At 69.1% G+C, this 25,495-nt stretch carries 22 protein-coding genes; 17 read left to right on the top strand and 5 right to left on the bottom strand.

Translation table 11 applies throughout. From position 1 onward, the window contains the following. The first annotated feature begins 11 nt into the window (after positions 1–11). The 8 genes from OC534_RS05805 to OC534_RS05770 all read left to right on the top strand — a co-directional run bounded on the left by OC534_RS05805 (position 12) and on the right by OC534_RS05770 (position 8,814). On the top strand, positions 12–545 hold the full coding sequence (locus OC534_RS05805) for a TRAP transporter small permease (protein WP_262071536.1): 534 nt from the start codon (positions 12–14) through the stop codon (positions 543–545). Between the two features lie 3 nt (positions 546–548). Beyond that, positions 549–1,832: a TRAP transporter large permease gene (locus tag OC534_RS05800; RefSeq protein WP_166472409.1), complete on the top strand. Its 1,284-nt coding sequence runs from the start codon at positions 549–551 to the stop codon at positions 1,830–1,832. After that, positions 1,805–2,965, top strand: a complete 1,161-nt coding sequence (gene pelA / locus OC534_RS05795) for a pectate lyase (protein ID WP_166472410.1) — start codon at positions 1,805–1,807, stop codon at positions 2,963–2,965. Before OC534_RS05800 ends, pelA begins: the two co-directional genes overlap by 28 nt. A 38-nt stretch (positions 2,966–3,003) precedes the next feature. After that, positions 3,004–4,584: a family 43 glycosylhydrolase gene (locus OC534_RS05790; RefSeq protein ID WP_262071535.1), complete on the top strand. Its 1,581-nt coding sequence runs from the start codon at positions 3,004–3,006 to the stop codon at positions 4,582–4,584. A 44-nt stretch (positions 4,585–4,628) separates the two neighbouring features. Beyond that, complete coding sequence (locus OC534_RS05785; RefSeq protein ID WP_017355510.1) at positions 4,629–5,687, top strand: LacI family DNA-binding transcriptional regulator; 1,059 nt, start codon at positions 4,629–4,631, stop codon at positions 5,685–5,687. 216 nt (positions 5,688–5,903) lie between these two features. After that, positions 5,904–6,752: a 5-dehydro-4-deoxy-D-glucuronate isomerase gene (gene kduI, locus OC534_RS05780; protein ID WP_017355509.1), complete on the top strand. Its 849-nt coding sequence runs from the start codon at positions 5,904–5,906 to the stop codon at positions 6,750–6,752. A 66-nt stretch (positions 6,753–6,818) separates the two neighbouring features. Next, entirely contained in the window at positions 6,819–7,574 is a 756-nt protein-coding gene (gene kduD, locus OC534_RS05775) for a 2-dehydro-3-deoxy-D-gluconate 5-dehydrogenase KduD (RefSeq protein ID WP_017355508.1), read from the top strand. Positions 7,575–7,707: 133 nt separating this feature from the next. Further along, a complete protein-coding gene (locus tag OC534_RS05770) occupies positions 7,708–8,814 on the top strand; it encodes a GDSL-type esterase/lipase family protein (protein ID WP_208020016.1) in 1,107 nt (368 codons plus the stop codon). Between the two features lie 203 nt (positions 8,815–9,017). Here OC534_RS05770 and phhA read toward each other — a convergent pair whose 3' ends face one another. Beyond that, positions 9,018–9,914 (bottom strand): phenylalanine 4-monooxygenase, encoded by an 897-nt coding sequence (gene phhA / locus OC534_RS05765; protein ID WP_026070682.1) that lies wholly within the window; start codon positions 9,912–9,914, stop codon positions 9,018–9,020. A 127-nt stretch (positions 9,915–10,041) separates the two neighbouring features. On the opposite strand from phhA, the gene OC534_RS05760 reads away from it, so the two are divergent. Continuing rightward, positions 10,042–10,524 (top strand): Lrp/AsnC family transcriptional regulator, encoded by a 483-nt coding sequence (locus OC534_RS05760; protein ID WP_017355505.1) that lies wholly within the window; start codon positions 10,042–10,044, stop codon positions 10,522–10,524. A 47-nt stretch (positions 10,525–10,571) separates the two neighbouring features. Here the strand turns inward: OC534_RS05760 and OC534_RS05755 are convergent, their stop codons facing one another. Together OC534_RS05755 and OC534_RS05750 are read right to left on the bottom strand one after the other, a co-directional pair. Next, positions 10,572–11,567 carry a patatin-like phospholipase family protein gene (locus OC534_RS05755; RefSeq protein ID WP_017355504.1) on the bottom strand — a complete coding sequence of 332 codons (996 nt, stop codon included), beginning with the start codon at positions 11,565–11,567 and terminating at the stop codon, positions 10,572–10,574. Positions 11,568–11,616: 49 nt separating this feature from the next. After that, positions 11,617–12,642 carry a TIGR00266 family protein gene (locus OC534_RS05750; RefSeq protein WP_136005733.1) on the bottom strand — a complete coding sequence of 342 codons (1,026 nt, stop codon included), beginning with the start codon at positions 12,640–12,642 and terminating at the stop codon, positions 11,617–11,619. Positions 12,643–12,852: 210 nt separating this feature from the next. Here OC534_RS05750 and OC534_RS05745 point away from each other — a divergent pair, with 210 nt between their 5' ends. Beyond that, complete coding sequence (locus tag OC534_RS05745; RefSeq protein ID WP_262071534.1) at positions 12,853–15,120, top strand: TonB-dependent receptor; 2,268 nt, start codon at positions 12,853–12,855, stop codon at positions 15,118–15,120. 80 nt (positions 15,121–15,200) lie between these two features. On the opposite strand, the gene OC534_RS05740 is transcribed toward OC534_RS05745, so the two are convergent. Then, positions 15,201–16,052 (bottom strand): phosphatase PAP2 family protein, encoded by an 852-nt coding sequence (locus tag OC534_RS05740; RefSeq protein ID WP_262071533.1) that lies wholly within the window; start codon positions 16,050–16,052, stop codon positions 15,201–15,203. Positions 16,053–16,328: 276 nt separating this feature from the next. Here OC534_RS05740 and OC534_RS05735 point away from each other — a divergent pair, with 276 nt between their 5' ends. Together OC534_RS05735 and OC534_RS05730 are read left to right on the top strand one after the other, a co-directional pair. Beyond that, complete coding sequence (locus tag OC534_RS05735) at positions 16,329–17,210, top strand: hypothetical protein (protein ID WP_262071532.1); 882 nt, start codon at positions 16,329–16,331, stop codon at positions 17,208–17,210. A 10-nt stretch (positions 17,211–17,220) separates the two neighbouring features. Continuing rightward, the gene (locus OC534_RS05730; protein WP_153165476.1) at positions 17,221–18,429 is read left to right on the top strand and encodes a DUF4785 domain-containing protein; all 1,209 of its coding nucleotides are present in this window, start codon (positions 17,221–17,223) and stop codon (positions 18,427–18,429) included. A 59-nt stretch (positions 18,430–18,488) separates the two neighbouring features. Here the strand turns inward: OC534_RS05730 and OC534_RS05725 are convergent, their stop codons facing one another. Next, complete coding sequence (locus tag OC534_RS05725; RefSeq protein WP_153165475.1) at positions 18,489–19,319, bottom strand: ATP-binding cassette domain-containing protein; 831 nt, start codon at positions 19,317–19,319, stop codon at positions 18,489–18,491. Positions 19,320–19,467: 148 nt separating this feature from the next. On the opposite strand from OC534_RS05725, the gene OC534_RS05720 reads away from it, so the two are divergent. The 5 genes from OC534_RS05720 to OC534_RS05700 all read left to right on the top strand — a co-directional run bounded on the left by OC534_RS05720 (position 19,468) and on the right by OC534_RS05700 (position 25,458). Beyond that, a complete protein-coding gene (locus OC534_RS05720) occupies positions 19,468–20,670 on the top strand; it encodes a fatty acid desaturase (RefSeq protein WP_153165474.1) in 1,203 nt (400 codons plus the stop codon). Between the two features lie 42 nt (positions 20,671–20,712). Next, on the top strand, positions 20,713–21,039 hold the full coding sequence (locus OC534_RS05715; RefSeq protein WP_017357605.1) for an EF-hand domain-containing protein: 327 nt from the start codon (positions 20,713–20,715) through the stop codon (positions 21,037–21,039). Positions 21,040–21,082: 43 nt separating this feature from the next. Then, positions 21,083–21,895, top strand: a complete 813-nt coding sequence (gene mutM / locus OC534_RS05710; protein ID WP_017357606.1) for a bifunctional DNA-formamidopyrimidine glycosylase/DNA-(apurinic or apyrimidinic site) lyase — start codon at positions 21,083–21,085, stop codon at positions 21,893–21,895. 80 nt (positions 21,896–21,975) lie between these two features. Further along, positions 21,976–22,542: an ECF-type sigma factor gene (locus tag OC534_RS05705; protein WP_017357607.1), complete on the top strand. Its 567-nt coding sequence runs from the start codon at positions 21,976–21,978 to the stop codon at positions 22,540–22,542. Positions 22,543–22,605: 63 nt separating this feature from the next. Next, the gene (locus OC534_RS05700; RefSeq protein ID WP_262071531.1) at positions 22,606–25,458 is read left to right on the top strand and encodes a serine/threonine-protein kinase; all 2,853 of its coding nucleotides are present in this window, start codon (positions 22,606–22,608) and stop codon (positions 25,456–25,458) included. The last annotated feature ends 37 nt before the right edge of the window (positions 25,459–25,495 follow it).

The following is a 25,495-nucleotide window of genomic DNA, read 5'->3' as shown; positions in this document are numbered from 1 at the left end:
GCCCTGCCGCGATGTCCGACCCGATTTCCGAAACCTCTGCCGACCTGCGTTCGGCACCGCAGCGCGTGCTGGACCGCATTGCCGACGTGGCCATCCACATCGCCGTCATCGCCCTGCTCGGGCTGGTAGTGGTGCAGGGCTGGCAGGTGTTCGCCCGCTACGTGATCAACGATTCGCCGAGCTGGACCGAGCCGGTGACCCTGCTGCTGCTGGCCACGGCCATGAGCCTGGGCGCGGCCACCGGCGTGCACACGCGCCGTCACTTCGGCTTCTTCCTGCTCGCCGCGCACATGGGCCCTGGCCTGCGGCGTGCGGTGGACATGTTCGCCGCGCTGGTGGTGGTGGTGCTGGGCGCGGTGATCGCCTGGTGGGCAGCCGTGCTGCTGCTTGACGGGCTGGACATCAAGACCGCCGGCGCCAACCTGCCACAGAGCATCAACTACCTGCCGCTGTCGATCGGCGGCGCGCTGATGGCGGTGTTCGCGCTCAACCAGATGGTGCAGGCCGCGCAACCGCCGGTTGCCGATGCAGAAGGAGACCGCTGAGTCATGGGTATTACGATTCTTTTCACCGTCTTCGCGGTGCTGCTGCTGCTCGGTGTGCCGGTGGCCTATGCGCTGGCCGCGGCCGCGCTGGCAACGCTGTGGTACCTGGACCTGCCCACGCTGGTGCTGGTCCAGCAGATCTCCGCCGGCACCGGGTCGGCCTCGCTGATCGCCATTCCACTGTTCATCTTCGCCGGTGAAATCATGATGCGCGGCGGCATCTCCGAGCGCCTGATCTCGCTGGCGTCCTCGCTGGTCGGGCGCCTGCGCGGCGGCCTGGGCCAGGTGTCGATCCTGTCCTCGCTGTTCTTCGGTGGTGTGTCCGGCTCGGCCATCGCCGATGTCTCGGCGGTGGGCGGCACGATGATTCCGCAGATGGTCAAACGCGGTTACGACCGCGACTTCGCCGTCAACGTGAGCATCACCGCCGCGCTGGTGGCGCTGCTGGTGCCGCCGTCGCACAACCTCATCCTGTTCTCGGCCGCGGCCGGTGGCGGGCTGTCGATTGCCGATCTGTTCGCGGCCGGTATCGCCCCGGCGCTGCTGATGACCGTGGCCCTGATGGTCACCGGGTATGTGGTTGCGCGGCGTCGCGGCTATGGCGTGGAAGTGTTCCCCGGCTGGCGTGCCGTGGCCATGCGGCTGTTCTCCGCCCTGCCCGGCCTGGGCCTGGTCGCGCTGATCTTCGTCGGCATCCGCGCCGGCATCTTCACTGCGGTGGAGAGCGCGGCAATCGCCGTGGTCTACGCGCTGCTGGTCACCACGGTGCTGTACCGCCAGCTCAACTGGCGCGAGTTCCTCGGCACGGTCACCCATGCCGCCCGCAGCACCGGCGTGATCCTGTTCGTGATCGCCACCGCGGCGGTGTTCGGCTGGCTGCTGGCCTACCTGGAAGTGCCGGCGGCAGCGGTGGACTTCCTGCAGTCCTTCGCGCACAGCAAGTTCATGGTGCTGCTGATGATCGTGGTGATGCTGCTGCTGCTGGGCACCTTCATGGATCTGGCACCGATGATCCTGATCTGCACGCCGATCTTCCTGCCGGTGGCCAAGGCCTACGGCATCGATCCGATCCACTTCGGCCTGGTGCTGGTGCTGACCGGCGGGCTGGGGCTGGTGACGCCGCCGGTGGGGTCGGTGCTGTTCATCGGCACCTCGATCGGCAAGATCACCGTCGGCGAGAGCATGCGCTCGATCTGGCCGTTCTGGTTCGCCGCGCTGGGCGTGCTGCTGATCGTCACCTTCTTCCCGGAGCTGTCGCTGTGGCTGCCCGCCCTGCTGCGCGCCTGACGATGCATCGCGCCGTCGCCCTGCTGCTGATCGCCCTGCCCTGCGCCGCGCCCGCGGCGCCGGGGCAGGAGATTCCGCTGCGGGCGTTCCAGGACGCGATCAACCACTGGCAGAGCGGGCATGGCACGGACTACCCACGCTACCGCCCCGACCAGTACCGGGAGATCGCCGACAACCTGGTGCTGCTGCAGCACCGTGGGGGCGGCTGGGCGGTCAACCAGGACCCGCAGCGGATCCTCGACGACCGTGCGCGTGCCGAGGTGGTGGCCGCGCAGGCCACCGCCGGCGGCAGCTTCGACAACCGCAACATCCATACGCAGGTGGCCTACCTGGCGCAGGCCTTCGATCGCAGTGGCGATCCGCGCTATCGCCAGGCCGCCGTCCGCGGGCTGGATTTCATCCTCGCCGAGCAGATACCGGCGTGCGGCGGCTGGCCGCACTCGGTGCCGTCGCGTACCGCTTACCACGGCCATGTCACCTTTGCCGACGATGTCACCAGCGGCGTGCTGACCACGCTCCGGCGGGTGCAGCAGGACCCGGTTTTCGCCTTCATCGGCGCCGACCAGCGCGCCCGGGTCGACCGCGCCGTGCACCAGGGCGATGCCTGCGTGCTGCGCCTGCAGGTGCGCCAGGGCGACGCGCTCACGCTCTGGGCCGGGCAATACGATCCGACCACGCTGCAGCCCGCGCAGGGACGCCGCTTTGAACTGCCGGCGCTGGTTGTCGATGAGAGCGTGGGCGTGGTGCGCTACCTCATGTCCATTCCCGACCCGTCGCCGGAGGTGATCGCGGCGGTGGACGGGGCGATGGCGTGGTTCCAGGCCCACGCGCTGCAGGGCGTGCGGCTGGAGACGTTCGACGCCGCGCCAGAGCAGTTCCAGCATCACCGCAGCACCATCGACCGCCGCCTGGTGGACGATCCCGGCGCACCGCCGCTGTGGGGCCGCTTCCACGACCTGCGCGACAGCAGCGTGGTGCTGGCCAACCGCGAGGGGGAACGCGTGGCGCGCTTCGACCAGGTGCCGCGCGAGCGCCGCACCGGTTACCACTGGTACGGCACCTGGCCACAGGCGCTGATCGCCACCGACTACCCGCGCTGGCAGCAGCGCCTTGCCCGGACCGGTACGCGCTGAGCGCGGCCGGACCACGATCCACCATCAGGAGAGAACGGATGCATCTGCGCAAGACCCTGGCGAGCTTCGCCACCGCCTGCCTGCTGCTGGCCGGGGCCGGCCATGCCGCCGAGCCGTCCACCGCCTGGACGCGCGGCATCGAGAACCAGCGTCAGGCCGACCTGGGCAACGGCACGTTCCTCAACCCGGTGTTCGCCGGCGACCGCCCCGACCCGTCGGTGCTCAAGGACGGCGAGGACTACTACCTGACGCTGTCGTCCTTCGACGCCTATCCCGGGTTGCCGATCTGGCACTCGCGCGACCTGGTCAACTGGCAGCCGCTGGGCCATGCCATCACAAAGAACGTGGGGGCGATCTGGGCGCCGGACATCGTCAAGCACGGTAGCCGCTACTACATCTATTTCCCCGCCCGCACCGGCGAGCACCGCAGCAACTTCGTGGTCTGGGCGGACAGCATCAAGGGCCCGTGGAGCGAGCCGATCGACATCGGCCTGGGCGGCTACATCGATCCGGGCCATGCCGTGGGTGAAGACGGCAAACGCTATCTGTTCCTGAGTGGCGGCGACTACGTGCAGCTGGCCGACGACGGCCTCAGCGTGGCCGGCACGCCCAGACACGTCTACGACGGCTGGAAATACCCGGAAAGCTGGGATGTGGAGGCGTACGCGCAGGAAGGGCCGAAGATCAATTTCCGCAATGGCTGGTACTACATGACCACCGCCGTGGGCGGCACCGCCGGCCCGCCGACCGGCCATATGGTGATCACCGCGCGCTCGCGCTCGATCCACGGGCCGTGGGTGAATGCGCCAAACAACCCGATCATGCGCACCCGCTCGGCCGCCGAGCCGTGGTGGTCGCGTGGCCATGCCACCGTGATCGAGGGCACCGACGGGCGCTGGTGGATGATGTACCACGGCTACGAGAACGGGTACTGGACGCTGGGCCGCCAGGCGCTGCTGGAGCCGATCGAGTGGACCGACGATGGCTGGTTAGTGGCCAAGGGCGGCGACCTCGGCCAGCCGCTGGCCAAGCCCTCCGGAACCTCGGTGGGCGCGCATGGCATGGCGCTGTCGGACACCTTCGCCGGCCCGGCGCTGGGCGCGCAGTGGTCCTTCTTCAACCCGGCGCAGGACGAATACCGCCGCCTGGACTTCAGTGGCGAGGGCCTGCTGCTGCAGGGCAAGGGCCAAACCCCGCGCGACAGCTCGCCGCTGACCGCCATTGCCGGCGACAAGGCCTACCAGTTCGAGGTGGAGATGGAGATCGCCCCCGGCGCCGTCGGCGGCGCCCTGCTCTTCTACAGCGACCGCCTGTACGTGGGCGTGGGCAGCAACGGCGAGAAGTTCATCATGCACCGCTACGGCGAGGAGCGCCCCACCCGGCTGGCCCCCAGCGCCACCGGCGGCCGGCTGTGGCTGCGGGTGACCAACAACCGCCATATCGTCACCATCCACTCCAGTGCCGACGGCAAAACCTGGCAGAAGTACCCGGTTCAGATGGAAGTCTCCGGCTACCATCACAATGTGGCCGGGAAGTTCCTGGCCCTGAAACCGGCGCTGTACGCCGCCGGCGACGGCAAGGTCCGCTTCCGCAACTTCCGCTACCGCGCCCTCGATTGAGAGGGCCGCTAGAATCCCCTGACTCATCCCCGGTTCGAAACGACATGTCATTGCGCAGCAAAACCGATCCGTCCCCGCACGGATTGACCAAGGGCAAGGCCGCCACGATCAACGACATCGCGCGTCTGTCCGGGGTATCCAAGAAGACCGTCTCGCGCATCATCAACAACTCCCCGCTGGTGCGTAAGGACACGCGCGAGAAGGTCGAGGCGCTGATGCGCGAAGTCGGCTACGCGCCCGATCCCCTGGCGCGCGGGCTGGCGTTCCGCCGTTCGTTCCTGATCGGCATGGTGTACGACAACCCCACCGCCCAGTACATCGTGGACATGCAGTACGGCGCGCTCGACGCGCTGCGCGGCTCCAGCTTCGAGCTGGTGGTGCACCCGTGCGACTCGCGCAGCCCCGGCTACATCGAGGGTGTGCGCCGCTTCGTGCAGCAGCAGAAGCTGCACGGCGTGATCCTGGTGCCGCGTGCGTCGGAAGACCAGGCGCTGGTGGACATGCTCGACGAGATCGGCTGCCGCTTCACGCGCATCGCCTCGCTGCCGCTGGACGACACCTCGCAGATGGTGGTCACCCACGACCGCGACGGTGCGGCCGAAGCGGCCGATTACCTGCTGTCGCTGGGCCATCGCGACATCGCGCTGGTGACCGGCCCGAGCGCCTACCGTTCGGCGCACGAGCGCACCGCCGGGTTCATCGATGCCCTCGCCCAGCGCGGTATCGAACTGCCGCCGGCGCGCATCGTGGAGGCCGGTTATACCTTCGAATCCGGTGTGGCCGCCGCCGAGAAGCTGCTGCTCGGCAAGCAGCGCCCGACCGCGATCTTCACCGGCAACGATGAAATGGCGGCCGGTGTGTACAAGGTCGCCCTGCGCGCGGGGATCAACATCCCGCGCCAGCTCTCGATCATCGGCTACGACGACAGCCCGCTGGCCTCGCGCCTGTGGCCGTCGCTGACCTCGGTGCGCCGCCACACCCGTGACACCGGGCGTACCGCCGCGGCGATGCTGATCCAGCCCGATGGCCAGGCCGCGCTGCAGATCGCCAGCGTGCGCCCGCACCTGATCGTCCGCGATTCCTGCCAACCGCCGGAGGATTGACCCGCGCCGCGATGGCAACGACGCGTCGTCATCATCAACGCGTCGCCACACGCCGGGTCAACCGGTTGCCGATCGCACCGCCTTTCCCACCTGTGCATGGGGCGGCCCGCCCACCCCACCTTGCACCGCAAAATGACACCGGTTTCCTATCTGGCTAGAATGATCGGAAACCGCGCCGGGGCCGACCCGTCGGCCCACCCCTGCTCTGGAGACGCCATGTACTGCAAGACCCACTACGCCACCCATCCCGACGCCATCAAGGGCGCCAGCAACGACGACCTGCGCGAGCTGTACCTGCTCGACGGCCTGTTCAATGCCGATGCGGTGACGCTGAAGTACACCCACTACGAGCGCTTCGTGCTCGGCGGTGCCGCCCCGGTCACCGGCCCGGTCTCGCTGCCGCGGCAGACCGAACCGGCCTCGGCCGCCGGCCATGCCTTCCTGGAGCGCCGCGAGCTGGGCGTGATCAACGTCGGCAGCGGCAGCGGCACCGTCACCGTGGACGGTACCGTCTACACCCTCGGGCCGAAGGACGGCCTGTACGTGGCGATGGGCAGCGAAGAGGTGGTGTTCGCGTCCGACGATGCCGCCAACCCGGCGCAGTTCTACCTGGCCTCGACCCCGGCGCATGCGCGCTTCGAGACCAAGGCGCTGTCGATCAAGGACGCGGTGGCCCTGGACCGCGGTGCGCTGGAAACCAGCAACGAACGCACCATTTACCAGTACATCGTGCCGGCCACCTGCCAGTCCTCGCAGCTGCTGCTGGGCCTGACCGTGCTCAAGCCGGGCAGCGTCTGGAACACGATGCCGCCGCATCTGCACGACCGCCGCAGCGAAGTGTATTTCTACTTCGATCTGGGCCAGAACGACCGCGTGTACCACTTCATGGGCGAGCCGGACGCGCAGCGCCACATCGTCATCCAGAACAACGAAGCGGTGGTGTCCCCGCCGTGGTCGATCCACATGGGCGCCGGCACCAGCAACTACGCCTTCATCTGGGCGATGGGCGGCGAAAACCTGGACTACACCGACATGCACGTGCTGGACATCTGCCAGCTCAAGTGACCCCTCGCGCGCCGCCCGCAGCGCGCGGGCGGCGCCTGTTACGCATTGAAAAGGACCGCATACGCAATGGCTAATCCGTTCAGTCTGGAAGGCAAGGTCGCTCTGGTCACCGGTGGCAATACCGGCCTGGGGCAGGGCATCGCGGTGGCATTGGCGCAGGCCGGTGCCGACGTCGCCGTGGCCGGCATCGCGCCGCCCACCGAGACCATCGCCAAAATCACCGCGCTGGGCCGCCGCTGCCTGGCGATCGAAGCCAACCTGATCAGCATCGAACCGGTCGAACGCGTCATCCGCGAAACCGTCGAGGGCCTGGGTGGCCTGGACATCCTGGTCAACAACGCCGGCCTGATCCGTCGCGCCGATGCCGTGGACTTCAGCGAGAAGGACTGGGACGACGTGATGAACGTCAACATCAAGTCCGCGTTCTTCATCTCGCAGGCGGCTGGCCGGCACTTCATCGCGCAGGGCCGCGGCAAGATCATCAACATCGCCTCGATGCTGTCCTTCCAGGGCGGCATCCGCGTGCCGTCGTACACCGCCAGCAAGAGCGGCATCGCCGGCATCACCCGTCTGCTGGCCAACGAATGGGCCGGCAAGGGCATCAACGTCAACGCGATCGCGCCCGGCTACATGGCCACCGACAACACCGCCGCGCTGCGCGCCGACGAGGACCGCAACAAGTCCATCCTCGACCGCATCCCGGCCGGCCGCTGGGGCACCCCGGAAGACCTGGGGGGCACGGCGGTGTTCCTGGCCTCCAGCGCCTCGGACTACGTCAACGGTGCGGTGCTGCCGGTCGACGGCGGCTGGCTGGCCCGGTAAGCCCCACGCTCGAACGATGCGCCCACGCGGGCAGACGATGGGCGCCCTCGGGCGCCCATCTGTCATCCGGGTTTTTCCCTTTGCCCGGCAGTGCCGGCCGATGGCCGGCCACTCTCCCTCCAGGAGCATGACCATGCTGCGTTTGCTGCTGTCCCTGTCGCTGCTGCTCGCAGCCTCCAGCGCGCTCTGCGCCCCGCACCGCGTCTTCATTGCCGGCGACTCCACCGCCGCCGCGTACGGCCCGGAGCGCGCGCCACAGGCCGGCTGGGGCCAGGCCCTGCAGAGCTATCTCGATCCGGCGGGGTGGGAGGTGCGCAACCACGCCAAGGGCGGCCGCAGCTCGCGCAGTTTCATCGATGAGAAACGCCTGGAGGCGATCGCCGCCGAGCTGCAGCGCGGCGATGTGCTGCTGATCCAGTTCGGCCACAACGATGCGAAGGTGGAAGACCCCACCCGCTACACCGATCCGGCCGGCGCGTATCCGCAGTACCTGATGCGCTACGTGCAGCTGGCGCGCGACAAGGGCGCCACGCCGGTGCTGATCACCCCGGTGGCGCGGCTGCTGTACGACTTCGGGTCGCTGCTGGATACGCATGGGCTGTACACCCAGGCGATGAAGCAGCTGGCCGTGCGCGAACAGGTGGCGCTGATCGACCTCAACGCCCGTTCCACGCACTGGATCCGTGCGCTGGGCGAGCAGGGCGCAAAACCGTACTTCATGTTCGTGCCCGAACAGAACAAGGCCGACGGCACGCACTTCAGCCAGGCCGGTGCGACGGCAGTGGCGTGCCTGGTGATGCGCGACTGGGTGGCGTTGCAGCCGGAGTTGACGCCTGCGTTGAAGCGCGACATCGACTGCGACGTGAGCCAGCCCGCAGGGCAGGGCACCGATCCGGGAAAGCCTTCGCGGGTGGTGCACGAGCGCGACATCGCCATCGCCCAGCCCGGCCCGCATGGTGGTGCCGGCCCCACGACCGCCTACCCGTTCTTTGCCGACGACACGGACCTGCCGTTCGTGCTGCGCAAGCGCGTGCTGCACAAGGGCGCCGGCATTGGCCTGCACCCCCAGCACAAGGACGAGATCTATTACATCGTCAGTGGGCAGGGCAGCTATGTGCTGGACGGCAGGCAGTACGACGTGGCAGCAGGCGACGCGTTGCTGACCCGGGTGGGCAGCCTGCATGCGCTGCAGCAGCGTGGGGAGCAGGATCTGGTGGTACTGCTGGCGTATCCGCGCTAGCGCGGCGCAGCCGGGCAGAGCCCGGCTCTACGGTGCGGCTCAGCCGGGCAGAGCCCGGCTCTACGGTGCGGGGCAGCCGGGCAGAGCCCGGCTCTACGGTGCGGCGCAGCCGGGCAGAGCCCGGCTCTACGGTGCGGGGCAGCCGGGCAGAGCCCGGCTCTACGGTGCGGCGCAGCCGGGCAGAGCCCGGCTCTACGCGGCGGTCATACGTCGCCGCCGTCCGCCCAGCCTTCGCCGGTGCCGGCATGGAAGACCGTGTCGCCGTCCTGTACGTCACCGGCCGGCAGATGCGGCTGCGCTTCCAGCGCGGCATAGATCGGGGTGAAGTCCGGTGCCGTGGCCTGCATCAGCTGTTCGAAGCTGTCGATGACGAAGTAGGTCTTCTGGAAGGTGTCGATGCGGTAGCGGGTGCGCATGATCCGCTCCAGGTCGAAACCGATGCGGTTGGGCGCGTCCGATTCCAGCGAGTACAGCGACTCGCCCTTGGACGAGACGATGCCGGCGCCGTAGATGCGCAGCCCTTCGGGCGTGTTGATCAGGCCGAATTCCACCGTGTACCAGTACAGGCGGGTGAGGTGCTGCAGCGCTTCCGGGCCGATCGCGTGCGCCTTGACGCCGCCGCGCCCGTAGGCCGCCATGTAGTCGGCGAACACCGGGTTCATCAGCAGCGGTACGTGCCCGAACAGGTCGTGGAACATGTCCGGCTCGGCGATGTAGTCGATCTGGTCGGGGCGGCGGATCCACCAGGTGACCGGGAAGCGGCGGTTGGCCAGGTGGTCGAAGAAGTCCAGTTCGGGCAGCAGCCCCTCCACACCGACCAGGGTCCAGCCGGTGGCCGCGCCGAGTACCTCGTTGAGCTGGTCGAAGCGCGGGATCATGTGCGCGCTCATGCCCATCTCGTCCTGCGCCTGCAGGAACTCCCGGCTGGCACGGCCTTCCAGCAGCTCACGCTGGCGCTGGTACAGCGTGCTCCAGGTGGCGTGGTCGTCGGCGGTGTAGCTGTCCCAGGGCTGTTCCACGATGGCGGTGGTATAGACCGGCACGTATCCCTTGTCGGTCTGCTGGTGTTCGACGCGGCGCGGGGCGGTGGCGGTGTCCATCGTGGTGGTCTCCTGCGAAGTCATCTGTCGATGCTAGGGCAGGGGGCGCGCAAGAGGATTGCAAAGTTGCACAGATATGACGGGTTGGCGCAATATCATTGCGTCCATTCAATGTTGCGGAGCAGCAATGTCCGGGGATGCCCAGTTCGACCGCACGGATCTGCGTCTCCTGGCGGAGATCCAGCAACATGGCCGCGCCACCAACGCCGAACTGGCGGCGCGCGTGAACCTGTCCCCGTCTGCCTGCCTGCGCCGCGTGCAGCGCCTGGAGAGCGAGGGTGTGATTGCCGGCTACGGTGCGCGCCTGGAGCCGCGCCGGATCGGCCTGGGCCTGCAGGCGTTCGTGCGCGTGCAGCTGGAGAAGCACGACCAGCATGCCATCGGCGTGTTCGCCGACAGCGTGGTGGAGTGGGATGAAGTGGTGGCCTGCCACGCACTGACCGGCGACATGGACTATCTGCTGCACATCTACGTGCGCGACCTGGAGCATTTCTCCAGTTTCCTGCTCGACAAGCTGCTCAACGCGGCCGGCGTGGCCGACGTGAATTCGAGCTTCGTGCTGCGTACCGTGAAGGACTTCCGGGCGCTGCCGCTCTCGCAGCTGGAATAAGGGCGAGCCCTTGTTCCAGCGGGTAGAGCCGACCGTTGGTCGGCGCCTCAGCCGTCGCACTTTTCCTTGCGGCCCATCAGCCTGCCCATGCGCGAAGGTTCATCGCACGTCGGCTTGGGCGGCGGGGCCAGGGCTGCGGCGCGCGCGCGCTGCAGCTGCTGCACCTTGGCGCGGATCTGCGGCATGACCGCCATCGCGGCCTTCTCGCCTTCGAGGATCGCGTTGTTGCGCTGGCTGAAATCGGCCGCGCCGATATCCAGCACCTTCGGGCGGATGATGATGTCCGCACGGGCCAGCTCCTGCTCGCCCAAACGCTGGCCCATGATCGAAATGGACTGGTTGACGATGCCGAGCATGCCGGTCGGCGACTTGCCGCTGGCCTTGCTGGAGATGTCCACGGCGATGACGATGTCCGCGCCAAGCTGGCGTGCCGCGTCCACCGGCACCGGACTGACCACACCGCCATCGACGAAGCTGTTTCTGCCGATCTTCACCGGTTCGAACACCCCGGGGATGCTGCTGGATGCGCGCACGGCCTGGCCGACGTTGCCGCGCACGAACACCGCGCGCTCGCCGGTATCCAGATTGGTGGCCACCGCAGCGAAGGGCTTTTTCAGCTTCTCCGCGGGACGGTTGTCGACCTGCGCGTTGACGTAGTCCTGCAGCTTCTGGCCTTGCACCAGACCACCGGAGAACAGGCGCACGTCGCGGATGCTGGCTTCATCCAGGGCCACCGCCTTGGACTGCATCTGGAAGGCGTCCATGCCGCTGGCATACAACGCACCGACCACGCTGCCGGCGCTGGTGCCCGATACCACCACCGGCTCGAAACCGTTGGCTTCGAGCATCTTGATCACGCCGATATGGGCAAAGCCCTTGGCCGCACCGCCACCGAGTGCCACGCCGATCTTCACCGGCTTGGCCTGCGCGACCGGCACCGCCGCCGGGGGCGGGGTCGGGCGGACGGGATCGCCGCCGCACCCGGCCAGCAGGCCGAGCAGGGCAACGGACAGCACGAGACGGGTCTGGCGGAAGGCGGTCATGGCATCGGCGTAAAGTGAATGGGCGATAGCATACCGGGTCGTACCGGCCTCAGAAGCGGTTGTCGCCGTCGAGGATGCGGCCGATCCCGCCCAGCACCGAGCCTTCGCCGCGGCTCTGGCCACCGGCCTGCGGCGCGGCCATCCACATCCGACCGGCCAGGCGCGAGAACGGCAGCGACTGCAGCCATACCTTGCCGGGGCCGGTCAGCGTGGCCAGGAACACGCCTTCGCCGCCGAACACCATGCTCTTGATCCCGGCCACGCGGCGCACGTCCATGTCCACGCTGGCGTGGTAGGCCACCACGCAGCCGGTGTCCACGTCCAGGCGTTCGCCGGCTGCCAGCTCGCGCTCCACCACGCAACCGCCGGCATGGATGAACACCCAGCCGTCGCCCTCGAGCTTCTGCATGATGAAGCCCTCGCCGCCGAACAGGCCGGTCATGATCTTGCGCTGGAACTGCACGCCGATCTGCACGCCGCGCGCGCCGGCCAGGAAGCTGTCCTTCTGGCAGACCAGACGGCCGCCATGCTGGTCCAGCTTCATGGGCAGCACGGTGCCGGGGTAGGGCGCGGCGAAGGCAACCTTGGCCTTGCCCTGGCCGGTGTGCGTGTAGAGCGTGGCGAACAGGCTTTCGCCGGTCAGCACGCGCTTGCCGGCCGACATCAGCTTGTCCATCAAGCCACCGCCCTGGCCGCTGTGCGAGCCGTCGCCGAACACCGTGTCCATCTGGACCGAGGCGTCCTTGAACATCAGCGCGCCGGCTTCGGCGATGGCGCTCTCGCCCGGGTCCAGCTCGATCTCCACGAACTGCATTTCATGCCCGACGATGCGGAACTCGATATCGTCGGCGCGCTGGCTGCGGCCGCCCGCTCCCGGCAGCGGCGGCGGCGCGCCGGTCGGGACGGCCGTGCTGGCCAGCAGCTCGGGCACCTCGCCGATCGCCATCCAGCCGCTCATGCCTTCGCACCAGACCAGCGCGCGCGGGTTGCTGCGGGCGTACTGGCGGGCGGCCTCGTCGTCGAGCGGTCCAACGCGGTCGGGCTGGGCGGTGCTGTGGAAGTACCACTGGGTCATGACGATGTACCTGGCTGGAAGGGAGCAGCGCCGGCCGCTGGCCGGCAACCCCGCCATCCTGCCAAATCCGGGCGACGTCCGCCCGGCGCCTTCACACCCGCGTGGCCGGATCTTGGTAATGAATGACCGGAATTTGCGACGCTGTTGCTGTACTGCAACAATTGTCTGGTAGCGCCGGTCCACCACCCCTCCCAACACAGCCTAAACGCCATGTTCCCGAACCGCACTGCCCACGGCCGGTTTCCGTCCGTGCACCCGCTCGTCATCGCCCTCGCCGCCCTGCTGCCATTGACGGCCGCAGCCCAGGACGCGCCCGCCGCCAAGGACCCGGTCGCCCTCGATACCCTGCAGGTGACGGCGCAGCGCCGTGTGGAAAACGCCAAGGACGTGCCGGTCTCGATCTCGGCCATCCAGGGCGAAAAGCTGGACGTGCTCGGTTCGGCCGGCGACGACATCCGCTTTCTGTCGGCACGCGTGCCCAGCCTGAACATTGAATCGTCCTACGGCCGTGCCTTCCCGCGCTTCTACATCCGCGGCCTGGGCAATACCGACTTCGATCTCAATGCCTCGCAGCCGGTCTCGCTGGTGTACGACGACGTGGTGCAGGAAAGCCCGCTGCTGAAGGGCTTCCCGCTGTTCGACCTGGCCGGTGTGGAAGTGCTGCGCGGCCCGCAGGGCACGCTGTTCGGCCGCAATACCCCCGCCGGCGTGGTGAAGTTCGATTCGGCGCGTCCGTCGCAGGATGCCGATGGCTACATCAAGGTTGCCTACGGCAGCTACAACACCTGGAACACGCAGGGCGCCTACGGCGGCCCGCTGACCGACCGCTGGTCGGCGCGCGTGTCGGCGCTGTACCAGCGCCGCGACGACTGGGTGACCAACACCCGCCAGAACGCGCCGGCGCAGGGCTTCGAAGGCTATGACGAAGCCGCCGCGCGCGTGCAGTTCCTGTACGAAGGCGATGATGTCGAAGCGCTGTTCAACCTGCACAAGCGCAAGCTCAACGGCACCGCGCGCCTGTTCCGCGCCAACATCATCAAGCCGGGCACCAACCAGCTGGTCGAGAACTTCGACCGCGACGACGTGTCCACCGACGGCGAGAACTTCTCGGACCTGGAAACCTGGGGCGGCAGCGCGCGCCTGCAGTGGAACCTGGGCCGCGTGACGCTGCACTCGATCACCGGTTACGAGACCGCCGAGTCGCTCAACCACGGCGACATCGACGGTGGCTACGGCGCGGCCTTCCTGGGCGCGGGCAATTATGGCCCGGGCTTCATCCCGTTCCCGTCCGAGTCGGCCGACGGCCTGCCGCACCATCGTCAGTGGACGCAGGAATTCCGCGTGGAATCCAACGAGTGGGGCCGCTTCGACTGGCAGGCCGGCGTGTTCTACTTCGATGAAGACGTCACCATCGACAGCTTCAACTACGACTCGCTTACTCCGGGCAATCCGCAGACCGGCCATGCCGTGCAGACCCAGCGCAACAAGGCGTGGGCCGCGTTCGCTTCCGGCGATGTCGACGTGACCGAGCGCTTCAAGCTGCGCGGTGGCGTGCGCTACACGCAGGACAAGAAGGACTTCAGCGCCAGCGTGCTGCAGGCCGTGCAGGGGGGGACGCCGGTCAGCGGCCCGTACATCGCCAGGAGCGATGTCGACGACGTCAGCTGGGATCTGAGCGGTGTGTACCAGATCACCGACAACCTCAATGCCTACGCGCGCGTGGCCAAGGGCTTCCGCGCCCCGTCGATCCAGGGCCGCCTGGCCTTCGGCGGCGTGTCGCAGGCCGATTCGGAGAAGGTGATCTCCTACGAGGCCGGCATCAAGGCCGACCTGTTCGACCGTCGTGCCCGCCTGGGCTTCAACGTGTTCCGCTACAACGTGGACGGCCAGCAGTTGATCGCCGTGGGCGGCAGCAACAACACCGCCACCCTGCTCAACGCCGACAGGACCATCGGCCAGGGCGCCGAGCTGGACTTCGAAGCCTACCTGACCGACCACGTGCTGCTCACCCTGGGCAGCAGCTACAACGACACCGAGATCAAGGACCGCGACCTGGCGGTGGCGATCTGCGGTGGCGGCTGCACCATCACCGACCCGACCACCGTGATCAACGGCGGCACCTACGCGCTGGTCAACGGCAATCCGCTGCCGCAGGCGCCGAAGTGGATCCACAACCTGACCCTGCGTGCGGGCTTCCCGATCACTGACGCCAGCGAGCTGTACGTGTACACCGACTGGGCTTACCGCAGCGAAGTGAACTTCTTCCTGTACGAGTCCCCGGAGTTCCGCAGCCGTTCGTCGCTGGAAGGCGGCCTGCGCCTGGGCTACAACTGGGATTACGGCCAGTACGACGTTGCCGTGTACGGTCGCAACCTGACCGACCAGGTGCGTGTGGTCGGTGCGATCGACTTCAACAACCTGACCGGCTTCCTCAACGAGCCGCGTACGTTCGGCGTGGAGTTCACCGCGAAGTTCTGATGGCCGGGCGGGTGCCGACCACGCGTCGGCACCCGCTTCCGTAGCGCCGACCGTTGGTCGGCGGTTACACGCAAGGTCTCCTACAGCGCGCTTGCCGGCCGCACCTTCAGCACCGCTTCCTCGGCCGCGCAGTCGCGGCTGGAATGCAGGCCCGCCTTGCGCGCGGCGACGATCTCCTTTCGTGCGGCCATCAGGTCCTTGTTGAACGCGGCGTTGCCGTGCAGGCGCGCCACGGCGGCGGCGCCCATGAAACGCCCTTCGAGGATGTCGCTCTGCCAGTGCACGTTGCATACCAGCCGGCTTTCGCCGTAGTTGCGGCCACGGGCCTGGATCGCGTCGGCGCGGTCCGGCGCGATTTCGGACAGGATCAACGCCCAGGCCCAGCCGATCGAGGTGTGGCCTGACGGGTAGGAGCCATTGCCGCGCAGGTCCTGCTCGTCTTCCGGACTGCAGGTGGGTTCGTTGTTGACCATGAACGGCCGTGGGCGCTGGTAGTGCTTCTTCGCGGTGCGCGTGGCCGCGCTGGCATCGATGCGGCTGCGTTCCAGCAGACGGTACAGCGCCGGCGTCTTCACCGCGTCCACCTCCACGTCGATGGCGCAGGAGAACTGGTTGGCGCCGGCCGGGAAGCCCAGTTCGGCATCGCGGTGGGCCTGCGCGAAGCGCGGGCTGTCGCGCAGCGCCCGTGCCTCGCGGCTGACCTGCTCATCCAGGGCGAAACCGGCCGAGCCGGCGGCCGGCGGTGCAGGCACCAGCGCCAGGCTGGCCGGCACCGCATCGGCGGGCAGATAGCCCACCGCCTTGGTCGTCACCGAGGCTTCCACGGGCGTGGCTGGCGGGGCGGCTGTCGTCGCGCAGCCGGCCAGCGCTGCGAGCAGGGCGGTGCCGAGCAGGGGGCGCAGGGCGGGGAAGGGCGTGAAGGTCGACGACATCGGCAGGTCTCGGAAACAGTCGGACGCGCATGATCGCAGCTTGCCCGCCCGCTGGCAGCGCCGGCCGTCATGCGGCCAGACCCGGCACAAACCACCCTGATCGACCGGCGAATCGGCTCAGAAGATAGGAAACATCTACTGGCGCACGGAATTCGATGCGCTTACGGCATAGCTTCCGCCGAAGGCACGGCCACTTGTCATGCGAATGTCGATCATTGCATTCGATAGTGAACCGCTGCTGGAACCAGGGGGATCACCTGACATGGGAGAGAACGGATGCGAAGCAACTCAGGAAGGATGGGCGTCGGCCTGGCCGTGGGCCTGATGCTGGCGTGCGGCGGTGCGCAGGCAGCGGATGTGGTGGGGGTGGCGTTCGTGCACGGCACGGGCGCGCAGACCGATGCGCGAGCCGACTACTGGCAGCCCGGCATCATCGACACGGTACGGCTGGGATTGCCGAACAGCGCCAACTACACCGTCATCAATTGCGACTTCACCCAGTACATGTGGAAGCCCGAGGCCGCCGGCTGCCTGGCCGGGCAGTTGACCACCTTCATCAACGGCAAAGGCATCACCAGGCTGGTGGTGATCACCCATTCCAACGGCGGCAACGTGGTGCGCTGGATCCTGTCCAACCCCACCTATGACAGCCGCTATCCGAAGATCATCCAGACGGTCAGCAAGGTCACCGCGCTGGCGCCCTCCTCGGCGGGCACGCCGCTGGCCGATGCGGTCCTCAACGGCAATACCTTTGAAACCTCGGTGGGCTGGCTGCTCGGGTACACCAACGACGCGGTCCGCCAGCAGCAGGTGGGCCACATGGCCACCTACAACGCACAGAACCTGTACGGCACGGCCGGGCGCCCGGCGCTGCCCAGGCCGTTCCGCGCGGTGGTCGGCTCGGATGTGGAGTCGGCGGTATGGGACAGCAACAGCTACTGCGGAGGCTACGCGCAGAACGTGGGGCTGGAGTTCACCCAGAACTGGTTGAACAGCTGCTCGGACGGCTTCCTGGAGTGCAGCAGCCAGAAGGCTGCCGGCACCACCTGGTTCACCGACAAGCAGCGCACCAACGGCGCCGAGCCGTTGAGCCACAACCAGAGCCGCCGCGAGTGCTTCGGCCTGGGCACGATCCTGCGCAATGACCTGGCCCTGTGAGGAGCACACCATGACTGCAAGACTGACGATCGTGGTGGCCGTGGCCGCCGCCGTACTGGCCGCGCCGCTGCAGGCTGCACAACCGCTGCTGCCGGCGCGCAGCAGCGACCAGGTGGCCCCGCGCGTGGAACGCGCCGCGCTGCCTGACGAGGCGGGTGAACGCGCACCGCTGAGCTTCGCCTGGGCACTGGACCCGACCCAGCCGCTCACAGCGCCGGCGCCGCAGGCCGCGCTCAGCCGCAGCTACTGGGAAACCGTGGACGCCGCCGCGTTGCAGCGGGGCGTGGCGCTGCCGTTGACCGCACCGGATGCGGTGATCCAGGTGAGTCCGGTGCAGGGCGCACGGGTCCTGCGACCCGAGCAGTGGGAGGTGCGCGACCCGACCGGTGCGCTGGCCGTGGACCGTATCGTGGATGCCGGGCAGCTGCGCGCCACCGGCATGCCCGCCGGCACCGGCACGGCGATGGTGCGTACCGGAGGCAGCGCTGCAGTGGGCACCTACCGACTGCAGAGCACGCAGGCGCAGGGGCGCTACGTGGTGCAGGTGCTGGAACCCAACAGCGCGATTGCGCTGCGCCTGCAGGCCGACCGCCAGCAGGTGCTGGCCGGTGGCCGCGTGGTGGTCAGCGCACGCCTGCAGGACGACGGCGGCAGCACCGCGCTGGCGGCGGGGCGCTCCACCACGCGGGCCCTGCCGGCTGCGGGCGAGGCGCTGCTGGTGGCACCGGATGGACGCAGCTGGCCGGTACCGCTGGTGGCCGGCAGGGACGGCCTGCAGGCGCAGGTGACGATCCCGCAGGAGGTCGGCACGGTCCAGGGCCTGTGGGAGCTGCAGGCCTTCGTCGGCGCCAGGGGCGTGCAGCGCGATGCCAAGGTCGCCTTCGCCGTCGCGCAGCCGACCGCGCGTTTCAGCGGCCAGGCCGAGGCGGACCCGACGGCCCGCGCCGTGCGCCTGCCGCTGCAGATCGGCGCGCCGGGGCGCTATGAGGCGCGCGGGACGCTGTATGCCACCGGCCCGGATGGGCAGCTGCGGCCGGTGGCGCAGGCGCACAGCGCGGCCTGGTTCGACGCACCGGGCACTGCCGAGCTGCGGTTGCCGTTCGCCAGTGTGGCCCTGCCGCGTGGCTATGCGGCGCCGTTCGAGCTGCGTGATCTGCAGCTGCAGGACCAGAGCCGCATGGCCCCGATCGAATCGCGGGCGCGGGCGTTGACGTTCTGAGGACGGCGGGGCGGGGCAAGGGCCCCGCCCCCTTGTGGGCGCCTCCCGCGGGTGCCGGGTCAGCCGGCGAACGCGCTCAACCGCCCGTCCTGCTCCACTACCTGGATCGGGCCGCCGAACACCTCCGACAGCGGTGCATCGCGCAGCAGCGCGGCGCGGCTGCCGTCGGCGACGATCCTGCCGGCGCGCAGCAGTACCACCCGCTCGATCTCCGGAATCACCTCTTCGATGTGGTGGGTGACCAGCACCAGGGTGATGCCCTGGACAGCCAGCGCCCGCATGGTGGCGATCAGGTGCTGGCGCGCCACCAGGTCCAGGCCGGTGGACGGTTCGTCCAGCAGCAGCGCCTGCGGGCGGTTGACCAGCGCACGGGCGATCAGCACCCGCCGCGTCTCGCCGGCGGACAGCTCGGCATAGCGGCGCTGCAGCAGGGGCAGGGCGGCGGTCATGGTCAGCGTTTCACGCACCCGCGCGCGCATGTCCTCGGTGATTTCACGGAAGGCCGGCACCACGAAGCTGGCGAAAAACCCCGACAGCACGGCCTCTTCGACGGTCAGCCCGGGCATGTCGGCCAGCGAGCTGCTGAGGTCGCCGGTAACGATGCCCAGCTGTGAGCGCAGCCGGTCCACCTGCCAGCGGTTCTGCCCCAGCACGCGTACGGCCACCGTCCCGTCGCCGTGGGCCAGCGGGTACAGCTCGCGGGTGATCAGCTTGATGAAGGACGACTTGCCGCAGCCATTGGGGCCGAGCAGCGCGGTGTGCTGGCCTTGGGCAATGCGAAGGCTGAGCTCGTGCAGCACCCGCACCTGGCCCCGGATCACGCAGGCGCGGTCCAGTTCGATCAGCGGGGTGGTGGACAACGGGGAGGGGGAAGAGGCGGCAACTGTCATGAATGCGGGGGCATGCTCACGAAGGAGGGTTTGAACTGAATGACGCCGTAAAAATCGCACCGGATGGATGAAGTTTGCAACGTCAGGCCCCATCATGTCCGGAGGTGTACCCGTTTCCTTGCTGGCCGCTGCGGCCCGGAGTCCTGCGATGTTCGATACGCTCCTCAACTTCCTGACCGGCGGTGTTGTCGGCCTTGGCTGGTGGGGCATGGCGCTGGTGCTGCTGGTGTTCACCCAGCTGACCATCTTCGCCGTCACCTTGTACCTGCATCGCAGCCAGGCCCACCGCGGCGTGGACTTCCATCCGGTCATCGCCCACTTCTTCCGTTTCTGGACATGGCTGACCACCTCGATGATCACCAAGGAGTGGGTGGCGATCCATCGCAAGCACCACGCCAAGGTGGAAACCGATGAAGACCCGCACAGCCCGGTGACCAAGGGCATCGGCAAGGTGTTCTGGCGCGGCGTGGAGCTGTACCGCGAGGCCCGCGGCATGCGCGCGGACATCGAGCAGTACGGTCGCGGCGCGCCCGACGACTGGATCGAGCGCCACCTGTACACCCCGCACGCCAACGTGGGGCCGGTCGCGCTGCTGGTCATCAACAGCGTGCTGTTCGGCCTGCCCGGCGTGGCGCTGTGGGCGATCCAGATGGCCTGGATCCCGTTCTGGGCCGCCGGTGTGGTCAATGGCCTGGGCCACTGGTGGGGCTACCGCAACTTCGAGTCGGCCGACACCTCCACCAACCTGACGCCGTGGGCGTTCTGGATCGGCGGTGAAGAGCTGCACAACAACCACCACGCCTTCCCCAGCTCGGCCCGCTTCTCGATGCGCCGTTGGGAGTTCGACATCGGCTGGGCCGCCATCCGCGGCCTGCAGGCGCTGCGCCTGGCCAAGGTGCTGCGTGTGGCGCCGAGCATGGACGTACGTCCGAACATCGCCGTGCCGGATGCGGAAACCCTCAAGGCGCTGCTGTCGCACCGCTTCCAGGCGATGACCGACTACCAGCGCAACGTATTCGTGCCGGCGCTGCGCGAGGAGGCCGCGATGGCCGGCGCCAAGCTGCGCAAGCTGCTGCCGCGCCGCATGCGCCGTGGGCTGGTCAACGACGGTCGCTGGCTCAAGCCCGATTGCCGTGCCCAGCTCAGCACCTGGGTCGATCAGCGTCCGCGCATCCGCGTGCTGGTCGAGCACCGCGCCCGTCTGGCGGCCTTGCTGGAAGCGCGTGGCAACGACGCGGCCGAGCGTCTGAAGCTGCTGCAGGCCTGGTGCCACGAGGCCGAGGCCAGTGGCATCGCCGCGCTGCAGAACTATGCCGCGCGCCTGAAGGGCTACGCACTGACGGCGCACTGAACCGTGCACCGTGTTCACCCGTCAGCCGAAAAACGCCGCCCCGTGCGGCGTTTTTCGTGGCTGCTGCTGCTCGCCAGCGCGGCCGCCCAGGCCCAGGTGTCCGACACCGGCAGCTACCTGCAGCGCATGGACAGCGATGGCGACGGCAAGGTCGGCGTGGAAGAGTACGTGCAGTGGATGCTGTATGCGTTCGACCGCATGGACCGCAACGGCGATGGCGTGCTGACCCGCGATGAGCTGCCGGGCGGCAAGGGCAGCCCGATCACCCGCGAACAGCAGCGCCAGACGTTGATCGAGCGCTTCCACAGGCAGGACGCCAACGGCGACGGGTACCTGAGCGCCAAGGAACTGGCCGCGCCGCCGCGCTGAACCAGCCCGTCCGCAGCGGGCGGGGGCTCGCTAGAATCTGCGCATGCCCGAGCTTCCCGAAGTCGAAACCACCCGTCGCGGCCTGGCGCCGCACCTGGAAGGCCGCCGCGTGCACGGCGTGATCCTGCGCCGGCCGGACCTGCGCTGGCCGATCCCGGCGGAGATCGCCGCGCTGCTGCCGGGCCAGGCCATCGACGGCGTCCGCCGCCGCGCCAAGTACCTGCTGCTGGACACGGCCATCGGCAGCGCACTGCTGCACCTGGGCATGTCCGGCAGCCTGCGCGTGCTGCCCGGCGATACCCCGGTGCGGGCCCACGACCACGTGGACATCAGCCTGGACAACGGCCGCCTGCTGCGCTTCAACGACCCGCGCCGGTTCGGCAGCCTGCTCTGGCAGCCGGCCGGTGAGACCCATGAACTGCTGGCCGGGCTGGGCCCGGAGCCGCTGGACGACGAATTCAACGGCGACTACCTGTTCCAGCGCAGCCGTGGCCGCAGCGCCTCGGTGAAGACCTTCCTGATGGACCAGGGCATCGTGGTGGGGGTGGGCAACATCTACGCCGCCGAGAGCCTGTTCATGGCCGGCATCAACCCGCTGCGCGAGGCCGGGCGCATCTCCCGCGAGCGGTACCAGCGCCTGGCCACGGCGGTGAAGCAGATCCTCGGCCACGCGATCACCCGCGGCGGCACCACCCTGCGCGACTTCATCAACCCCGACGGCGCCCCGGGCTACTTCGAGCAGGAGCTGCTGGTCTACGGCCGTGACGGCCAACCCTGCCGCCAGTGCGGGCGGCCGCTGCGCCACGCCACCATCGGCCAGCGCGCCAGCGTCTGGTGCGGGCACTGCCAACGCTGAGCCGGCCATCGCCGCATCGTCTCGCGGCCGTCTCTCCCGGGGCGCTATAGTCCGGCCAACGTCACCGGCGGGGGTGTGCGATGAACGAAAGCGCGGATATCACCGTATGGCTCGACTCGGCCCGCGCGGGCGACCGCGCCGCGCTGGACCGGGTCCTGACCCTGCTGTACCAGGAGCTGCACAGCATGGCGCGGCGGCAGCTGGCCGGGCAGCAGAACCGCACCCTGGACGCCACCTCGCTGGTGCATGAGTCCTACCTCAAGCTGCTGGGTGCGCGCGGCGCCGCCCGTTTCGAGGATCGCGCGCACTTCTTCGCCTATGCTGCCTCGGCGATGCGCAGCGTGGTGGTGGATTACGCCCGCAACCGGCTCGCGCGCAAGCGCGGCGGCGATCTCAAGCGCGTTGCCGAGATTCCCGAAAACAGCAGCAGCGGCGTGCGCCTGGACGAGGACCTGCTGGCGCTGGACGTGGCGCTGGCGCGCCTGCAGGCGGTGGATGGGCACCTGGCGCGGGTGGTGGAGCTGCGCTACTTCGCCGGCCTGTCCGAGCAGGAAATCGCCGAGCTCTGCCAGCGGTCCGAACGCAGCATCCGGCGCGACTGGCAGAAGGCACGGATGTTCCTGCTGGCCTCGGTCCGCGAGGACTAGCACAGCGGCATCCGGGCCCCGCGTGGCGGCGCGGGTAGGCAGTCAGCAGGCGGGAGGGGATCGATGGAGGCTTCGCGCTGGCGGCGGCTGTCGTCGCTGCTGGATCCGTTGCTGGACCTGACCGACGCACAGCGTGCGCAGCGGCTGGCGCAGCTTCGCGCCGAGGATCCAAGCCTGGCCGATGACCTGGCGTGGCTGCTGGTGCACGAGCGCGAGAGCGAGGAGTTCATGGCCCAGCCGCTGTGGACCGCCGCGCCGGAGGACAGCCGTGTCGGCACCCTCGTCGGGCCCTACCGGCTGCTGCGCCCGCTCGGGCAGGGTGGCATGGGCGAGGTGTGGCTGGCCGAACGCGCCGACGGGCTGTACCAGCGCCAGGTGGCGCTGAAGCTGCTGCGCAGCGGCTATGCCGACCCCGGGCTGCGCCAGCGTTTCAGCCGCGAACGCGACATCCTGGCCCGCCTGCAGCACCCGCACCTGGCCGAGCTGCTGGACGCCGGCATGGACCTGCAGGGACAGCCCTACCTGGCGCTGGCGTATGTCGAAGGCGAGCCGATCACCGACTACTGCCAGCGCCTGCAGTTGCCGCTGGAACGCCGCCTGCAGCTGATGCTGCAGGTGTGCGCGGTGGTCAGCCACGCGCACGCCAACCTGATCGTGCACCGCGACCTCAAGCCCTCCAACATTCTGGTCACCGCCGAGGGCGAGGTGAAGCTGCTGGATTTCGGCATCGCCAAGCTGCTCGATGCCGACGAGGGCGAGCCCCCGGTGCACCCGCCCACCGAGGCGCGCGCGTTCACCCTGCACTACGCCGCGCCCGAGCAGGTACGCGGCGCGCCGGTGACTACGCTGACCGATGTGTACTCGCTGGGCGTCGTGCTGTTTGAGGTGGTCACCGGGCAGAAGCCGTATCGCCTGCGCCGGCACAGCGACGCCGAGTGGGAGCGGTCGATCATGGAGGTCAGTGCGCCGCGCGCCTCCAGCCTGCTGCTGCGCCGGGCCGGCGAGGGCGGCGCGGCCGGGTCGGCGCTGCGGCGGCTGGCACGGCGGGTGCGGGGCGATCTGGACACGGTGCTGCTCAAGGCGCTGCAGAAGGAGCCGGGCCAGCGCTATGCCTCGGTCGAGGCGTTGGCGCAGGACCTGCGCCGGTTTCTGGAGGGTCGCCCGATCCACGCCCGCCCGCAGGGCACGCTGTACCGGCTGCGCAAGTACATCGGCCGCCACCGCTGGGGCGTCGGCCTGGGCACGGTCAGCGTGCTCGCCTTGATCGCGCTGGCGGTGCTGGCGCTCTGGCAGATGCAGCAGGCGCGCCGCGAGATCGCCCGCGCGCAGGCCATGCAGGATTTCACCGTGGGGCTGTTCGACCGCGCTGCCGGCGTGCGCCACGGCAGCTTCGATGTGCGCCAGCTGCTGGCCACCGGGCAGCAGCGCGGCGAAGTGGAGCTGGCCGACCAGCCGCTGTCGCTGGCCGACCTGGAGGGCGTGATCGGCCGCCTGCGGATCGGCCTGGGCGACTATCAGCTGGCCCTGCAGACGCTGGATCGCCAGCGTGCTCTGCTGGAGCAGGTCAAGGAGGTGCCGCCGGCGCTGCAGCTGGAGGCGGTTACCCAGCGCGGACGCGCGCTGCGCATGCTCGGCCGCTCGCGCGATTGCGTGGCCCACCTGTTGCCGATGCAGGCGCTGGCCAGCCAGCAGCGCCTGCAGATGCCGACGCTGGTGGCCGAATACCACGCCCAGCTCGGGCGCTGCCAGCAGCTGCTCGGCTACCGCGCCCCGGCGCGTGCCGCCTTCACCACGGCGCTGGCGCTGCGCCGCGATGTGCTGCGCGATGTGGTGGCCACCGCCGACAGTCTGTCCGACCTGGCGGCGCTGGACAGCGACGAAGGCCATGCGCAGGCCGCGTTGTCAGGTTACCGCCAGGCCCTGCAGCTGCTGCAGACCCGCGTCGGCGGGCGCCACCCGCAGCTGATCACCCTGCGCCGTCACCTCGGCGAAACCCTGGCCGCGCAGGGCGACCTGGACGGCGCCGAGCGGACCCTGCACCTGGCTTGGGCGGACGCGGTCAACCTGTACGGAGCGGATCATCCGGAAACCCTGTCGATCCGACGCCTGCGCGCGGTAGTGGCAATGCAGCGCGGCGACCTGGACCAGGCCGAAGCGACGCTGCAGCAGGTCCACCGGCTGACCCGACAGGCGTTGGGCGAGCAGCACCGCGATACCGGCCTGACCTGGCACGCGATGGGGCAACTGGCGCTGGAGCGCGGCGACAGCGCCGCAGCCGAGGTCGACTTCGCTCACGCCGTGGCCATCTGGCGCCAGCCGGACTGCGTGCGCCTGCTGCCGCAGGGGCTCTACGACCAGGGCACGGCGCTGGCCGCCAGCGGCCGCTGGCGGGAGGCGCTGGCGGCCCTGCACGAAGGGCGGCAGTGGCAGGCCGCGCAGCGCGGCGAGCTGGATCCCCTGGTGCTGCAGGCCGACCAGGCGATGGCCGGCATCATCGGCGCGCAGGGCGACCCGCGTCAGGCCGGTGAGCGGCTGATCAGCCTGATGCGGCGCATTGCTCCGGCCGGCACGGCCGCAGTGGCGCAGCAGCAGGAGCTGCAGTTGGCCTGGGCGCGGAATCTGATGCGCATGGGGCAGGACGTGGAAGCGCGACGCGTGCTGGAAACGCTTGCGCAGCTCCCGGGCGAGGAGCCCGATACCCGGCAGCGGCGCTGGCGGGCACGCGCATCGCTGGCGCTGCTGTCCTGCGGCGAGGCGCCGCAGCGCGGCCGCCAGGCGCTGGCCGCGCTGCAGGCCGATGTACGCCGGCAACAGCCGCAGGGCGGTGCGATGGCGCACGAGCTGGCGCAGGCGCAACAGGCCTGCCCCTCGTTGGCCGTGGCTGAACGCTCCGCCGCGTCCACCTCGGCGAATTAACGTTCGCCTGCCTATGATGGCCGGCCCTTTCCTGCCA

The organism is Stenotrophomonas sp. Marseille-Q5258, assembly GCF_946900935.1.
Classification (GTDB): Bacteria; Pseudomonadota; Gammaproteobacteria; order Xanthomonadales; family Xanthomonadaceae; genus Stenotrophomonas; species Stenotrophomonas nematodicola.
The sequence above is the reverse complement of the archived record's forward strand: the minus strand, read 5'-3'. Positions and strand labels throughout refer to the sequence as shown.

Excerpts from the sequence above, each read along its gene's own strand:
- phhA (WP_026070682.1), bottom strand. The coding sequence starts at position 9,914 with ATGGACACCGCCACCGCCCCGCGCCGCGTCGAACACCAGCAGACCGAC.
- OC534_RS05800 (WP_166472409.1), top strand. The coding sequence starts at position 549 with ATGGGTATTACGATTCTTTTCACCGTCTTCGCGGTGCTGCTGCTGCTC.
- OC534_RS05720 (WP_153165474.1), top strand. The coding sequence starts at position 19,468 with ATGTTCGATACGCTCCTCAACTTCCTGACCGGCGGTGTTGTCGGCCTT.
- kduI (WP_017355509.1), top strand. The coding sequence starts at position 5,904 with ATGTACTGCAAGACCCACTACGCCACCCATCCCGACGCCATCAAGGGC.
- mutM (WP_017357606.1), top strand. The coding sequence starts at position 21,083 with ATGCCCGAGCTTCCCGAAGTCGAAACCACCCGTCGCGGCCTGGCGCCG.
- OC534_RS05745 (WP_262071534.1), top strand. The coding sequence starts at position 12,853 with ATGTTCCCGAACCGCACTGCCCACGGCCGGTTTCCGTCCGTGCACCCG.
- OC534_RS05805 (WP_262071536.1), top strand. The coding sequence starts at position 12 with ATGTCCGACCCGATTTCCGAAACCTCTGCCGACCTGCGTTCGGCACCG.
- OC534_RS05705 (WP_017357607.1), top strand. The coding sequence starts at position 21,976 with ATGAACGAAAGCGCGGATATCACCGTATGGCTCGACTCGGCCCGCGCG.
- OC534_RS05725 (WP_153165475.1), bottom strand. The coding sequence starts at position 19,319 with ATGACAGTTGCCGCCTCTTCCCCCTCCCCGTTGTCCACCACCCCGCTG.
- OC534_RS05790 (WP_262071535.1), top strand. The coding sequence starts at position 3,004 with ATGCATCTGCGCAAGACCCTGGCGAGCTTCGCCACCGCCTGCCTGCTG.
- kduD (WP_017355508.1), top strand. The coding sequence starts at position 6,819 with ATGGCTAATCCGTTCAGTCTGGAAGGCAAGGTCGCTCTGGTCACCGGT.
- OC534_RS05730 (WP_153165476.1), top strand. The coding sequence starts at position 17,221 with ATGACTGCAAGACTGACGATCGTGGTGGCCGTGGCCGCCGCCGTACTG.
- OC534_RS05740 (WP_262071533.1), bottom strand. The coding sequence starts at position 16,052 with ATGTCGTCGACCTTCACGCCCTTCCCCGCCCTGCGCCCCCTGCTCGGC.
- OC534_RS05700 (WP_262071531.1), top strand. The coding sequence starts at position 22,606 with ATGGAGGCTTCGCGCTGGCGGCGGCTGTCGTCGCTGCTGGATCCGTTG.
- OC534_RS05770 (WP_208020016.1), top strand. The coding sequence starts at position 7,708 with ATGCTGCGTTTGCTGCTGTCCCTGTCGCTGCTGCTCGCAGCCTCCAGC.
- OC534_RS05760 (WP_017355505.1), top strand. The coding sequence starts at position 10,042 with ATGTCCGGGGATGCCCAGTTCGACCGCACGGATCTGCGTCTCCTGGCG.
- OC534_RS05735 (WP_262071532.1), top strand. The coding sequence starts at position 16,329 with ATGCGAAGCAACTCAGGAAGGATGGGCGTCGGCCTGGCCGTGGGCCTG.
- OC534_RS05750 (WP_136005733.1), bottom strand. The coding sequence starts at position 12,642 with ATGACCCAGTGGTACTTCCACAGCACCGCCCAGCCCGACCGCGTTGGA.
- OC534_RS05755 (WP_017355504.1), bottom strand. The coding sequence starts at position 11,567 with ATGACCGCCTTCCGCCAGACCCGTCTCGTGCTGTCCGTTGCCCTGCTC.
- OC534_RS05785 (WP_017355510.1), top strand. The coding sequence starts at position 4,629 with ATGTCATTGCGCAGCAAAACCGATCCGTCCCCGCACGGATTGACCAAG.